Origin of the sequence: Chromobacterium haemolyticum (assembly GCF_009936155.1) — a bacterium.
GTDB classification, from domain to species: domain Bacteria; phylum Pseudomonadota; class Gammaproteobacteria; order Burkholderiales; family Chromobacteriaceae; genus Chromobacterium; species Chromobacterium haemolyticum.
The window spans coordinates 1072381-1084095 of sequence record NZ_AP019312.1 but is presented as its reverse complement, the minus strand read 5'-3'; the positions used below and the strand labels follow the sequence as shown (position 1 = coordinate 1084095).

At 56.6% G+C, this 11715-nt stretch carries 20 protein-coding genes and 3 tRNA genes; all 23 read left to right on the top strand.

All coding sequences use genetic code 11. From position 1 onward, the window contains the following. Window positions 1-49 precede the first annotated feature (49 nt). The 23 genes from GYH29_RS05015 to GYH29_RS04910 all read left to right on the top strand — a co-directional run bounded on the left by GYH29_RS05015 (window position 50) and on the right by GYH29_RS04910 (window position 11647). A complete protein-coding gene (locus GYH29_RS05015) occupies window positions 50-283 on the top strand; it encodes a hypothetical protein (RefSeq protein WP_161523277.1) in 234 nt (77 codons plus the stop codon). Further along, complete coding sequence (locus tag GYH29_RS05010; protein ID WP_161523276.1) at window positions 280-483, top strand: hypothetical protein; 204 nt, start codon at window positions 280-282, stop codon at window positions 481-483. Before GYH29_RS05015 ends, GYH29_RS05010 begins: the two co-directional genes overlap by 4 nt. Beyond that, the gene (locus GYH29_RS05005; protein WP_161523275.1) at window positions 480-911 is read left to right on the top strand and encodes a recombination protein NinB; all 432 of its coding nucleotides are present in this window, start codon (window positions 480-482) and stop codon (window positions 909-911) included. Before GYH29_RS05010 ends, GYH29_RS05005 begins: the two co-directional genes overlap by 4 nt. Continuing rightward, complete coding sequence (locus tag GYH29_RS05000; protein ID WP_161523274.1) at window positions 908-1291, top strand: hypothetical protein; 384 nt, start codon at window positions 908-910, stop codon at window positions 1289-1291. Before GYH29_RS05005 ends, GYH29_RS05000 begins: the two co-directional genes overlap by 4 nt. Further along, window positions 1288-1440 carry a hypothetical protein gene (locus tag GYH29_RS04995; RefSeq protein ID WP_161523273.1) on the top strand — a complete coding sequence of 51 codons (153 nt, stop codon included), beginning with the start codon at window positions 1288-1290 and terminating at the stop codon, window positions 1438-1440. The genes GYH29_RS05000 and GYH29_RS04995 overlap by 4 nt, the downstream gene beginning before the upstream one ends. Further along, window positions 1434-1814, top strand: coding sequence for a nuclease domain-containing protein (locus GYH29_RS04990; RefSeq protein ID WP_161523272.1), 381 nt, complete (start codon window positions 1434-1436; stop codon window positions 1812-1814). Before GYH29_RS04995 ends, GYH29_RS04990 begins: the two co-directional genes overlap by 7 nt. Window positions 1815-1911: 97 nt before the next feature. After that, window positions 1912-3414: an IS1 family transposase gene (locus GYH29_RS04985; protein WP_161523271.1), complete on the top strand. Its 1503-nt coding sequence runs from the start codon at window positions 1912-1914 to the stop codon at window positions 3412-3414. Continuing rightward, complete coding sequence (locus GYH29_RS04980; protein WP_161523270.1) at window positions 3411-3752, top strand: hypothetical protein; 342 nt, start codon at window positions 3411-3413, stop codon at window positions 3750-3752. Before GYH29_RS04985 ends, GYH29_RS04980 begins: the two co-directional genes overlap by 4 nt. Next, window positions 3749-4204, top strand: coding sequence for a RuvC family protein (locus GYH29_RS04975; protein ID WP_161523269.1), 456 nt, complete (start codon window positions 3749-3751; stop codon window positions 4202-4204). The genes GYH29_RS04980 and GYH29_RS04975 overlap by 4 nt, the downstream gene beginning before the upstream one ends. Window positions 4205-4217: 13 nt before the next feature. Then, window positions 4218-4718: a hypothetical protein gene (locus GYH29_RS04970; protein ID WP_161523268.1), complete on the top strand. Its 501-nt coding sequence runs from the start codon at window positions 4218-4220 to the stop codon at window positions 4716-4718. Between the two features lie 735 nt (window positions 4719-5453). Then, complete coding sequence (locus GYH29_RS04965; RefSeq protein ID WP_161523267.1) at window positions 5454-5852, top strand: hypothetical protein; 399 nt, start codon at window positions 5454-5456, stop codon at window positions 5850-5852. Between the two features lie 121 nt (window positions 5853-5973). Beyond that, window positions 5974-6057, top strand: a tRNA-Ser gene (locus GYH29_RS04960). A 4-nt stretch (window positions 6058-6061) separates the two neighbouring features. Further along, window positions 6062-6137, top strand: a tRNA-Gly gene (locus tag GYH29_RS04955). 1 nt (window position 6138) lies between these two features. Next, a tRNA-Thr gene (locus GYH29_RS04950) sits at window positions 6139-6214 on the top strand. Between the two features lie 81 nt (window positions 6215-6295). After that, on the top strand, window positions 6296-6544 hold the full coding sequence (locus tag GYH29_RS24540; RefSeq protein ID WP_162533436.1) for a hypothetical protein: 249 nt from the start codon (window positions 6296-6298) through the stop codon (window positions 6542-6544). 382 nt (window positions 6545-6926) lie between these two features. Continuing rightward, window positions 6927-7151 carry a hypothetical protein gene (locus tag GYH29_RS04945; protein ID WP_019104412.1) on the top strand — a complete coding sequence of 75 codons (225 nt, stop codon included), beginning with the start codon at window positions 6927-6929 and terminating at the stop codon, window positions 7149-7151. Continuing rightward, on the top strand, window positions 7148-7363 hold the full coding sequence (locus GYH29_RS04940; RefSeq protein WP_161523266.1) for a hypothetical protein: 216 nt from the start codon (window positions 7148-7150) through the stop codon (window positions 7361-7363). The genes GYH29_RS04945 and GYH29_RS04940 overlap by 4 nt, the downstream gene beginning before the upstream one ends. 92 nt (window positions 7364-7455) lie before the next feature. Continuing rightward, window positions 7456-7683 carry a hypothetical protein gene (locus GYH29_RS04935; RefSeq protein WP_161523265.1) on the top strand — a complete coding sequence of 76 codons (228 nt, stop codon included), beginning with the start codon at window positions 7456-7458 and terminating at the stop codon, window positions 7681-7683. Window positions 7684-7705: 22 nt separating this feature from the next. Next, a complete protein-coding gene (locus GYH29_RS04930; RefSeq protein WP_161523264.1) occupies window positions 7706-7909 on the top strand; it encodes a hypothetical protein in 204 nt (67 codons plus the stop codon). Next, on the top strand, window positions 7906-8145 hold the full coding sequence (locus tag GYH29_RS04925; RefSeq protein ID WP_161523263.1) for a hypothetical protein: 240 nt from the start codon (window positions 7906-7908) through the stop codon (window positions 8143-8145). Before GYH29_RS04930 ends, GYH29_RS04925 begins: the two co-directional genes overlap by 4 nt. Window positions 8146-8169: 24 nt before the next feature. Next, window positions 8170-8964: a terminase small subunit gene (locus GYH29_RS04920; RefSeq protein WP_161523262.1), complete on the top strand. Its 795-nt coding sequence runs from the start codon at window positions 8170-8172 to the stop codon at window positions 8962-8964. After that, complete coding sequence (locus tag GYH29_RS04915) at window positions 8939-10228, top strand: terminase large subunit domain-containing protein (protein WP_161523261.1); 1290 nt, start codon at window positions 8939-8941, stop codon at window positions 10226-10228. The genes GYH29_RS04920 and GYH29_RS04915 overlap by 26 nt, the downstream gene beginning before the upstream one ends. A 33-nt stretch (window positions 10229-10261) precedes the next feature. After that, window positions 10262-11647, top strand: coding sequence for a DUF4055 domain-containing protein (locus GYH29_RS04910; RefSeq protein ID WP_198001639.1), 1386 nt, complete (start codon window positions 10262-10264; stop codon window positions 11645-11647). The last annotated feature ends 68 nt before the right edge of the window (window positions 11648-11715 follow it).

The following is an 11715-nucleotide window of genomic DNA, read 5'->3' as shown; positions in this document are numbered from 1 at the left end:
GATCGCCCATGTGGCTGCTGGCCGTTGGCGTGGTGAAAGGGGTTCAGCAATGAATGCTCTCCAAATTCTTGGCCAAGTTTGCATGGCTTTCTGGGTAAGCGCCGAGCCTTACGGTGCTTTTGAAGAGTGGAAAGGCATCGCCCGTGTTTCCAATACCGGGTATGCACGTGGCCGGTGCATTTTCTGGCGCACGCGTGCCGTGGTTTCCCATGACCGCGCGCTTGATATAGCCCATGGCGGCGAATTTCCTACTCGCGGTGAGCTGGTCGGAGGCGTGAAATGACAATTCGAAATGAAGACGTTCTTTACTGCGACTTTTGCGGTAGCAGCGCGATTGATTCTGTGGTCGGTTTCAGCGAAAGCCGTCTTGGTAACAACGTAGCTATCTGCGATACGTGTGTTGAAGTCGCAATGCTGCTCATTCTTCAACATCGGCTTGGCATAGATGCCAAGAAGGGGGAAGACGATGGGGGAAATGCATGACCGACACCTTCGTTATCGCACGCCCCCAGGATCTGCGCACCGAGATGGTCCGCGTATGGGAATCCGTCAAGGCCCTAGTGGATGGCGAGCAAGAAGCCGTTCAACTGAGCGTCAAGAAGATGAGTAAGCGCAGCGCCGAGGCCAACAGCTTGATGTGGGTGCGTTTGCACGAGCTTGCCGAACAGACCGACTGGCATGGCATCAAGCTGTCGCCGGAAGAGTTCAAGGATCTGCTCTCCGCTGGCCTGGCCAAGTCCAAGGTTGTGCCAAACATCGACGGAACCGGCTTCGTGATACTTGGCCAGCGCACCAGCAAGTTCAGCGTCAAGCAAATGAACGAACTCATCGAATTGATCCACGCCTTCGGCGTGGAACGCGGAGTACGGTTTAGCGCCGATCCGCGGTTGATTGGGGGGAAAGCAGCATGACTATCACCGTAAATTTCGGTTTCTGCCTGCCTCGGCTGAGTGTCGGTCGAGTGATGGGCGGCCCTGCAGTTTTTTTCATCTACACAGGCTTCTGCGAAGTTGGCATCTGGCGAGGTAAGGCCGTTGGAATTCTGTCAGAGGCCATCCGTGGTATTGCGAATGATCCTGAATGGCTGACCCTCAACGCCCCGGCTATGCGACACGCCCGACGCCGTGCTATGGCCAAGGTTCGGGCCGAATACTTGGCAACGCAACGACACTGGCTTGACCGTGCTTATGAGCAAATCGGCGAGCTTCAGCAGAAGCTGACCAAAGAGCAGGCCGACAACTACGCCATGAGCCGGGTTATCGCTCGTCTTGGTCGGGAGGATGTGCGGTGATCAAATTCTTGATTGGTTTTGTTTGCCAGATGGCGGGCATCGTCATTGCAGTTATCGGATACAGCCATCACGATTTTGGAACGGCAACTTTTGGCTACGGCATGATCAACGGCGGAGGCTTCCTTATGTGGAGTGATCCGAAATGGTGAAGCCTAGCAAGATCGTACCGCGCCCTGGGTCAACTCCCGGCACCGGCCGGCGCGACAGTGGGCGCATCACCAGTCAAGCAATTCGCGACAGCGCCGCCGGCGAGGAATGCACGCTTCAGATTGCCGGCGTTTGCAACGGCCGCACGGACACGACGGTCCTGTGCCATCTGCCTGACGAAAGCCACGGCATGGCGCGCAAGGCTGACGACATCTCCTCTGCATTCGGTTGTGACGCCTGCCATGCGGTGCTTGATGGCCGCACGCCGTACAACTGGCAGCCGGGCGAGAAGGACTTCTACATGCGTCGCGGCATGGTTCGCACACTGCGCCGGCTGCGTGAAAAGGGTTTGCTGATCATTAAGGGTGTGGCATGAGCGATAACTTGGCTTGGGTTCTGGTTGTTGCGATGTACTTGGGGTTATCTGGACTCGCTTTATGGCTGCTTTTCCAACTGATCAAAGGAGATAACAAGTGAACATAGCCTGCCCCAATTGCAACCACGAAGGGAAACACGGCGTTCACTCCGCAGCCGCCCAGCGCTACATGTGCTGCAACTGTGGCCGCACCTTTCGCCATCGCGTTGCCCAGGCCGCGACCGTGGCGCGCAAGGTAGACGGCAATCGGTTTGTCGTCACCTGCGCCGTGTCTGGCTCGCCGGTCCATGCGCCGTTTCTGAAGAGCTTGCAACAGTACTGCCGCGAAAACGGTGCGAAGCTGATTGTGGTGCCGATCTCCTACCGTAACCCAACCAGCAATCTGGAAAAGCCGCACGAGTGGTTCGCCCCTGAGATTTCACGCTACATGGAGTCAGGCCGTGTTGAGCTCTGCCCGGGCGTGATGCTGCTGGCAGACGTTCCGACTCAGCCGACTGCTGTGCGCCCTCTTTCCGGTTTGCACACGATGTCCGGCGAGAGCCATGGCATTTTTGGCCATCCCAAGATTGCACTGGAGAGCGTGGCCACTGGCATCGGTAAGTCGTCCAAGTTTGTCCTGACAACTGGCGCCGTCACCCGGCCTGTCTACAGCCAGAGCAAAGCTGGTAAGAAAGGTGAGTTCCATCAGGTTCAAGGCGCCGTTGTCGTTGAGTGGGATGGCGCAAACGCCCACTTCCGTCACCTGAATGCCGGTAAAGACGGCAGCTTCTACGACCTGGACCAGAAGTACAGCACCAGCAACGCGAAGCGGCTGAGCCACCGCGCCAAGGTGCTGACCCTTGGCGATCTGCACGGTGTCCGCCATGACCGCGGCGTGCTGGAAGCTACCGTTTTCGGCAAAGACAGCCTAGCCAGCCGGCTACGCCCAGAAACCATCGTGCTGCATGACGTTCTCGACTTCCAGAGCGCCAGCCATCACAACGATTTCTTCGACAAGTTCCGTCTCCGCAAATCGGCCGGCGACGATGTAGCTACCGAGATCCGCGAAACCGTGGCGCTTATCGGCCGCATCGCTGACGAATCCGGTGCCAGCCAAGTGGTTCTCGCCGGCTCCAATCACAACGAGCACATCTACAAGTGGCTGGAAGACCACCGTAACGCCAACGACGTACAGAACGCCATCGTTTATCACGAAACCAAGCTGGCCATGCTGAACGCGATAGCCGCTAACGAAGACCTGGACCCGCTGGAATATTGGGTGCGCAAGCTCCTGCCGGACAGCAGCAAGGTCCACTTCCTGAAGCGAGACGAATCGTTCTCGGTGGATGGCGTCGAGTACAGCCAGCACGGCGATCAAGGCATCAACGGCGCCCGCGGCAGTTTGCACGGCATGACCAAGGCCGGCGCGAAGCTGGTGATCGGCCACAGCCACAGTCCTGGCATAGCAGACGGCGTCTATCAGGTCGGCACCTCCTCTTCCATGAGCATGGGCTACAACACCGGCTTGTCCAGTTGGGCTCACACCCACTGCGTGCAGTACGAGAACGGCAAACGAACCCTGATCAGCGTTCAAAACGGGAAATGGAGAGCGGCAGCATGAGCCATGGATATTCGCTGTACACCCACTTCCCGCCTATCAGCAAGGCTAAGCGCGGCGAGTTCAGGCAGTCGGTGGCGCGGGCTTTCGGTGACAAGCCGGCGCTTGAAGGCTCGATCAGTGTGTCGATCATCGTTAACCCGCCGTCCGAGTTTTCGGCGGAGATTGCTCACGTAATCGACGCGGTGATCGACGCTATCAAGCTGGCTGGCGTGATCGGCAAAGGTTCACGTATCGACGCGATCAGTATGGAGCGTGGACTGCATCGCCCGGGCGGCGGCGTGTTGATCCGGGCCCAGGTAGGAAGACAAGAAAGAACCGACTGGAGGAATGCGGCATGAGACTTGGTATCGACCCTGGGATAAGCGGAGCCATTGCGGTGCTGGATGGCGACAACTTGGTTGAAGTGCACGACATGCCTGTTGTCGAGCTCAAGAGCGGAAAGACAACGAAACGCAGCGTGTCGCCCGCCATGCTGGCCAACATTATGCGTCAGTATCCTGACGCCCATGTGGTTGTCGAGAAGGTCGGCGCGATGCCAGGCCAAGGGGTTTCCAGCATGTTCAACTTTGGCAAGAGCGCCGGCATCGTGGAAGGCGTATGCGCTGGCCTTGGCCTTCCTGTTTCATTCGTAACGCCTCAGCAATGGCAGAAGCGCGCCGCCCGTCGAGATGGCAAAGACGGAAGCCGGGCACGCGCGGCCGAGTTGTTCCCAGCCAAAGCTGGACTTTTTGCACGGGTAAAAGACGACGGCCGCGCCGAGGCGGTACTGATCGCAAAATTTGGTCTGTGAAAGGGGAAAGTGTATGAGCGCAATGATCGATCTGGGTGTACTCCGTGCCCTGGCAATGCTGAAGGTGCCGGTAGAGGCTCACGAAATGATGGAGAACTGGGGACGTTGGCAGCGTTCCGGCACCGGGCTGGCAAGCCGCCGCTCAGGCATCGAGGGCCGCAACTATCGTTCAAACCGTTGCGAGATCTGCTTTGAAAAGACCAACCCCTGTGACCTGTGTCGCTACACCAAATCCAGTGGCAGCATGATCGACGAGCGCGCCGCGCTGCTGGTGGAACGCGCTATCCATGGCCGGCTCGTGGGTAACTCAGTGATCGCCGGCTTTCCTCAGCGTGATGTGACCATCCTTTTGGCCCACTTCCGCGGATATCGGAACGCGGCCGGCGAGTGGCAGCCCAGCAGCCCGAAAGTTCTATGCCGTCAGCTTGGCATAAACGTCGCAGAATACGAAAACACCGTATCAAAACTGATACAAATGACTTGGAACCGCGTGAAAAAGGCAAAAAATGCTTGAACTGCGCATTTGAGTCGTGTATTATGCAGGTACAAACTGTCACCTCCTCACCGGAGAGTAATTAAGCTGCCGAATGGCAGCTTTGTTGCGCCCGGACGGTTTGTACCAACATCACAGCGGCGACGGTGGGTTTAGGTAAGCACCTCGCTGGGAACATATCCAGCATCATGGATTATCGGCGCCGATATAAAGTGATGTGTAGCGGATGGCCGGGGCAGATCCGGCCCGCTGCGATGTTGGTGAATGCGCATTGGTGAGCGCTGAGACTACAAGATGGATACGACTCGGTGAGCCGAAAGGCCGTGGGAACCCTGGTAAGGGGGAAGTCAGGTAAGCTGCTACCCGTAGAATAGAAATGCCATCGCCGGGATCACCTCCGGCCACCAACAACCATCATGCTCCGTGGAAACCGAGCCCCTCGGCAGTACGGCGGAGATAGGCCTGAACTGGAACAGCTACCCAGTGGGCGACATATAAGCCAACCTGGTGGAAAGCCAGGGCCAACACGTATGTGAGCTGTAAAAGGCCGGGTGGCGGCCGTGGGCTAGTTGATAGCGCCCTGAATCCGCTTCAGCTTACAGCCGTGTTGGTGGAAGCAAGATGATGCTCTGCTCAGCTATTATGCGGAGCGATAATACGCATCAGCCCTATCGCGGTGTGGCCACACTGCGGATTATGGGAACCTCAGGCTCGTGCCATTCGAGGCCACCAACAACCATCAAGCACGGAGGAAGCATGGCTAAGAGCCTCACAGACACGCAACGCATCGACTCCGTGCGAGAAGCTGCGGACCATGTGTTTAGCCGGATCCGGACCCTTACTCCTGAAGAGCGAAAACAGTTGGCTGATCTTGGTGAGCCAATAGCTGGTGCAAGTTCTGACTTGATCAAGTCCCCGCAAGTGCCGCTTGATGGGTGCTTCATCCCAGATGAAGTCAAGAACGAACACTACCAGATCGCCACCAAAGAGCATGAGGCAAAGATAGACGCCGCCTTGGGCCTGACCGTCATGAATATCCGTATCGACATCGCCATGGCAGAGCGTCTGAAGAAGCTGGCCGAGCATGAAGGCGTTCACATCAACTGTCTGCTCCGCGGTGCGTGGCTGGATATTCTGGAGCGCAAGGGATTTTAAGGCGCAGTAGCGTGATTCTGCCACCGGGCGATAACGGCCCGATAACCAACATACGCTGACAGCCGGGAAAGCACCGGCACCAATACAAGCCCTACGTTACGACGTGGGGCTTTTTGCATTTGGAAGATAGCGCCACGGAGGCAAACAGGTTTTGAAAGCCTGGCCGGCGGCACCGCCGACTGTTCGACTCAGTTATCTTCCGCCACTTTGCGGGCGTAGCTCAGCCGGTAGAGCATTTGCCTTCCAAGCAAACTGTCGCGAGTTCAATTCTCGTCGCCCGCTCCACGCTGGATTAGCTCAGTAGGTAGAGCGGCTGTTTTGTAAACAGCGGGCCGCGGGTTCGATCCCTGCATCCAGCACCAAAGGAATTACCATGGCACAGATCATACGATAGGCCGTCAGCAGCAAAGCGCATTCGCGCAACTGGCGGCCGGGAGAAGCGTATGAACAAGCCCATGGCCCGCGCCTTGCGCCGGCACCACGTCGAGCGCCTGGTTAAGAAGCGCCGTCGCCACTTCGGTCGACAACTGAGTCCACAAGAATCAAGCAAAGTCGTGAACACCCCCACTCCATGCTCGTGCTGGATGTGCGGCAACCCGCGGAAGTACTTCAAGCAGAAAACCTACCAGGAGCAGAAGCAAGATGGCTATTTTTCGTCGTCTCTGGAATGCGCTGCTGCGTGCGGCTTATGAGCTGCGCTACCTGTTGGACCATATAGCGATCCTGAGGTGCAAAGGTTGGCCAAGATGGTCAAGCCTGGCCTTGAAGCTGGCTATCTGAAAATCCGTTGGGTAAACACCTCGCGAGGACGCCGGCCGACTGTCTATTTTGACGTTCACTCCAACGCTGGCAAGAAAGAGCTACAGCGCCGAGTCGAGAAATTCAATCAAGAGTTTAAAGACCGTCCCCCACGGTCAGCCAGGTGAGCGCCCTGCTCCTTCAAATCCTGGCATCCCACGCAGCACGACCGCCGACGACACCGTAAATCACAAGTATCGGCTATCGCTGCAAACCCGGGGAAGCGGCTCTCCCGCAGCCGAGGCTGCAAAACCGCACCCATTCAACGAGGCCACTATGAAACTGGTACACGCAAAAGTTCGGTTCGAAGCGATACCGTTTCGGCCTTATCAGATCCTGCTCATGCCATCCGGCAAGTACGCATGGTTCATCCATCACAACCGCGACGCACGGACTGTGAAGATCCGCTACTTCGGTGACTTCTATAAAACGGAATTCAGCGTTGGCGCTTTCCAGACCATGATTTCTCAAAACCTGATCTCTACGGGAGTGGCAGCTTGAGCGAAGCAATCACCATCCGCGCCGGCAACATCGTCGGCCTGAAAGCTTGTGTCCAATTCTGCCCTGATGAGATGGCGCGACAGATCGAAAACATCCTGAACGACTACGGCAGCCAGGTGAGCGACACCCGCGCAGAGGTTGTCAAGCGTCGGATCGCTGCGGCCATTGCGGATTTGGCTGATGTTCGCCTGTATAGTCTGGCCATTTCTTGAGCAAGTGGTATTAGAAAATCAGGCTTAAGTGCGAAAAATACCGGGGCTATACCCGCAAAAACCGGTTTTGGATAATACCACTTGGGGGAGATATGGGATTTTTCAGCATATTTCATGAAGAGCGCGAGGCGGTCCATAAAAGCCGCGTCGCCCTACCCCCTTCGCCAACTCCGGAAATCCGCGCGGCCATGGTCTACTCGAAAGACCTTCTCGAAGCCGCCCAGCGCCTCCACCGCGCATGGAACCGACATCAGCTCGAAGACGCCATCAGCTCTATCGAACGGCACATCGCTGCGATGCGGGCTGCGACAGACAAGTGACCTTCAGACTAAGGGGGGCAAGATGAATGACATCCAAAGCTTCCAAGGCTTCCACGTTGGCCAGCGCGTAGAGGTGATTGGCCAGGACATCTGCGCCCGCGTCGATGCCGTGATGTTTGACGTCAACGGCTTCCAGATCCGCATTCGCTACTGGCACGACAACATGCGGCGCGAGGAGTGGGTGGCGCCTGACGAGATCAGGGTTTCGAAAAAGGCGACGACATGAAAATGACCATCATGCACAACGGCGTAACGGCCACTATCGATGGAACGGTGGACGAATGCGCCAAGCTCCTACGCGAACTGTCCGTAGTGGTGACGCCTGGAATTGGCCCGCAAAAGCCAATGGTCGATTTGAGCAAGGGGCCATCTGGCGCTGTTGCATATACCGTCGACTTTACTTATGACCACATGCCATCTTGGAAACTCACCCGCGAACCGCCTGTGCTTATTTCCCAATAAACCCGCCGAGGAGGCATAGCCTCTATGGCACGAGAGCTAACGGACAAACAAAAGCTGTTCGTCGAGAAGTATCTCGGCGAGGCAGAGCTAAATGCCACATCAGCATACCTGATGGCTTACAGCAAATGCAGCGAGGCAGCAGCGCGCAGGAATGCTTCCCGGCTGATGACAAATGCTGACATCCAGAATGCCATTAAAGCCAGGCGCAAAGAGCTTGCAGCTTCACTGAACATCACTCCGGAAAAGGTTCTCAAGAAGTGGTGGGAGCTGGCAACCGCAGACGCAAATGACCTGGTTGAGTACCGCCGAGACTGCTGCCGCCATTGCTGGGGTATTGACCATCAGTACCAATGGACAGAGGCCGAATACGAGCAAGCCCAGTCCGAGGCCAGAGAGAAAGGCGATGACTCGCCGTCTTGCGCAGGTGGATTTGGCTTCATCTCAACCCGCGCACCGCATCCAGAATGTCCAGAGTGCCAAGGGGAAGGCCGCGGCAAGATTCACGTCCATGATACGCGCAGGCTGAAAGGCGCCGCTCGCGAACTGTATAACGGCGTCCATCAAGGCAAGGACGGGCTGAAGTTGTTATTGCGTGACCGAGACAAGGCGCTTGAGCAGGTGACTAAAATCCTTGGCATGTACGAGTCGCCAGAGTCCAAAGCGCGCATAGATGAAATGCATAAACTGGAAGTTGAGGCGAAACGTCTGGCAATCGCCAAGGCGGCCAAAGATCTGGAAGACCCGAACAACCTAGGCCTGCCAGAGCCAAAACAAATCATCATAGGGGTGGAAGATGCAAGCCTCCCTGACGCTGAATAGGCCACAGCATCGCTTTATCAGCCACCCGAAGAAGTTCAGCGCTTTTGTTGGCGGATACCGGAGCGGCAAAACATATGTAGGATGCGTGCGACTGTGCATTAACGCACTGGAACATCCTGGCATACCGCAGGGTTACTTCGCACCGTCCTACCCGCAGATCACCGACATTTTCTTTGACACGCTGCCAGGTGTTGCAGAGTCATTCGGGCTATTCGCCGATATCGTCGAGTCGAAAAAGCGCGTGTACCTGCGCAATGTGAAAGGGCAATGCCTTTCTGTCATCGTTTGCAAGAGCATGGAGCATCCTAGCCGCATTGTCGGCTTCAACATTGCCCACGCCCTTGTCGATGAGATCGACTGCATGAAGATCGATAAAGCCGACGCCGCTTGGAAAAAGATCATCGCTCGGATGTCGACAGTCTGGCCAACCAGACAAGAAAACACGGTTGACGTCACGACGACGCCTGAAGGCTTCAATTTTGTTTATCGTAAGTTCGTCAAAGAACTGGCTGATAGGTCGGATCAGCAGGCGTTCTACGGCATCGTTCATGCATCAACCCGAGACAACGCCAAGAACCTGCCACGAGACTATATCCCGTCTCTAAGGGCCACATACCCAGCCAATCTGGTCAACGCTTACATTGATGGCAAGTTCGTAAACCTCACCAGCGGGTCTGTTTATCCGAATTTCGACCGCAAGCTGAACCACTCCGACGAAGAAATAGCGCCTGGCGATGCGCTACATATCGGCATGGACTTCAACGTCCTGAAAATGGCCGCTGTGGTGTACGTCATCCGAGACGGCAATCCGCACGCTGTAGCCGAACTGACCGATGTGCGCGATACGCCAGCCATGGCGCAGATCATCGCTGAACGCTGGAAAGCCGCCGGCCACGCCATCACGATCTATCCGGACGCCTCTGGGCAGAACACAAGCAGCAAATCGGCGTCCGAGTCGGACATCAGCATTCTTAAGCAAGCGGGCTTCACGATTAACGTCGGCAGCCAAAACCCGGCGGTCAAGGATCGCGTGTTGGCCACCAACGCCATGCTGCTCAACGGGGAAGGCAATCGGCGCCTGCGCGTCAATACCCGTAATTGCCCCAAGTTCACAGAAGGCTTGGAGCAGCAGGCATACGACAAGAACGGCGAGCCAGACAAGAAGTCCGGCGTGGATCACGTTAACGACGCCGGCACCTACCCGATTGTCCGCATGTGGCCAATCGTCAAGATTGTTTCCTCTCAGCGCCCACTGCGCCTGTAACCGCCACCTGGCGGGTTTCTTTTTGGACCAGCCATGCCGCAAAAAAACACAGTTCGACAGCGCTCGGCACTCATCGACGAGATGGCCGAATGCCTCCCCATGATCAAGTGCCTGATGGGCGGCACCGAGGCCATGCGGGAAGCCGGCACCCTATACCTTCCAAAGTGGCCCAGTGAGGCCGAGCAGGATTACAAGGTTCGAAAGAGTGTCGCCACCCTCTTCCCTGCATTTGAATGGACTGTCGACGTGCTCAGCGGCAAGCCATTCTCAAAGCCAGTCAGTTGGGACGGTGTGCCGAAAGACATCGAGGCGCTGTTTGGCGACATTGATCTGCAGGGCACGAACCTACACAACTTCCTGTATGAAGTGACGCATTCGGCAGTATCTGATGGCTTCTGCGGCATCCTTGTCGAATACCCGCAAGCCAGCGGCGTCAAGTCGCGCGCCGATGAGAAGAAGGCCGGACTGCGCCCGTACTGGGTCAAGATAGACCTGAATAGTCTGCTAGACGTTAGATTTGAACGCGTCAACGGCAAGCAAGTCATCAGCCAGTTGCGTTTCGTTGAGTCTGTTGTCGAGCCAGACCCAGAAGACGAGTTCTCCCAGCTTTCCATTGAGCAGGTTCGAGTGATCGAGCCAACTCGCTGGCGCACATACCGCGAAATACAGGTTGCCAACGCCCGTGAAAAGGAATGGGTGTTGCACGAAGAAGGCGTAAACACGCCAGGAGTCGTTACATTCGTTCCCGTCTACGGCAAGCGCAAGGGGCACTTCAAGTCCAAGCCGCCGCTGGCCGAACTGGCCTATCTCAATGTCGAGCACTGGCAATCGAAGTCTGACCAACAAACCATCCTGCACGTTGCGCGCGTTCCGCTTCTGTTTCTGCGTTGTTTTGGTGAAGGAGACATCGTTATTGGCGCCCATTCTGCGCTTATAAGCAACGATGAAAAATCCGATGCTCGGTACATTGAACATAGTGGTGACGCCATCGAGGCCGGACGGCTCTCGCTCCAGGATCTTGAAGATCAGATGCGCCAGATCGGCGCAGAACTGCTGGTAGTCAAGCCAGGCCGCATGACGATAGCCCAGACACGGGCTGACAACGAGCCCCAGACATGCGCACTTCAACGCATCGTGCAAGCTGTAGAGGGCGCCGCCGACCAGGCGCTTTCCTTCACGGCAGACTGGATGAAACAGCCGACTTCAGGCTCGATCGACATTTTCAGCGACTTCGGCGTAGCGAATCAAGCCGAAGCCACGCTGCAATTCCTGCTGGACATGAACCAGGAAGGCAAGATTTCGGATGAAACCTTGTTCGAAGAGGTTCAGCGCCGCGGCCTAGTCAACGACATGTTGACGTGGAAGGCCGAAAAAGCACGGATCAAGAAGTCTCCACCATCGCCGGATCAGACAGCCTGACCCGGAGTCCCCAAGCCGCCTACATGGCGGCTTTCTTTTTGCCGCAAGCCGGATGGCAAGCGGTGCCT

Bases quoted from the DNA above. Each gene is read 5' to 3' on its own strand.
- GYH29_RS04935 (WP_161523265.1), top strand. From the start codon at position 7,456: ATGGGATTTTTCAGCATATTTCATGAAGAGCGCGAGGCGGTCCATAAA.
- GYH29_RS04920 (WP_161523262.1), top strand. From the start codon at position 8,170: ATGGCACGAGAGCTAACGGACAAACAAAAGCTGTTCGTCGAGAAGTAT.
- GYH29_RS04930 (WP_161523264.1), top strand. From the start codon at position 7,706: ATGAATGACATCCAAAGCTTCCAAGGCTTCCACGTTGGCCAGCGCGTA.
- GYH29_RS04970 (WP_161523268.1), top strand. From the start codon at position 4,218: ATGAGCGCAATGATCGATCTGGGTGTACTCCGTGCCCTGGCAATGCTG.
- GYH29_RS04990 (WP_161523272.1), top strand. From the start codon at position 1,434: ATGGTGAAGCCTAGCAAGATCGTACCGCGCCCTGGGTCAACTCCCGGC.
- GYH29_RS05005 (WP_161523275.1), top strand. From the start codon at position 480: ATGACCGACACCTTCGTTATCGCACGCCCCCAGGATCTGCGCACCGAG.
- GYH29_RS04910 (WP_198001639.1), top strand. From the start codon at position 10,262: ATGCCGCAAAAAAACACAGTTCGACAGCGCTCGGCACTCATCGACGAG.
- GYH29_RS04925 (WP_161523263.1), top strand. From the start codon at position 7,906: ATGAAAATGACCATCATGCACAACGGCGTAACGGCCACTATCGATGGA.
- GYH29_RS04945 (WP_019104412.1), top strand. From the start codon at position 6,927: ATGAAACTGGTACACGCAAAAGTTCGGTTCGAAGCGATACCGTTTCGG.
- GYH29_RS04975 (WP_161523269.1), top strand. From the start codon at position 3,749: ATGAGACTTGGTATCGACCCTGGGATAAGCGGAGCCATTGCGGTGCTG.
- GYH29_RS04980 (WP_161523270.1), top strand. From the start codon at position 3,411: ATGAGCCATGGATATTCGCTGTACACCCACTTCCCGCCTATCAGCAAG.
- GYH29_RS04915 (WP_161523261.1), top strand. From the start codon at position 8,939: ATGCAAGCCTCCCTGACGCTGAATAGGCCACAGCATCGCTTTATCAGC.
- GYH29_RS04965 (WP_161523267.1), top strand. From the start codon at position 5,454: ATGGCTAAGAGCCTCACAGACACGCAACGCATCGACTCCGTGCGAGAA.
- GYH29_RS05015 (WP_161523277.1), top strand. From the start codon at position 50: ATGAATGCTCTCCAAATTCTTGGCCAAGTTTGCATGGCTTTCTGGGTA.
- GYH29_RS05010 (WP_161523276.1), top strand. From the start codon at position 280: ATGACAATTCGAAATGAAGACGTTCTTTACTGCGACTTTTGCGGTAGC.
- GYH29_RS24540 (WP_162533436.1), top strand. From the start codon at position 6,296: ATGAACAAGCCCATGGCCCGCGCCTTGCGCCGGCACCACGTCGAGCGC.
- GYH29_RS05000 (WP_161523274.1), top strand. From the start codon at position 908: ATGACTATCACCGTAAATTTCGGTTTCTGCCTGCCTCGGCTGAGTGTC.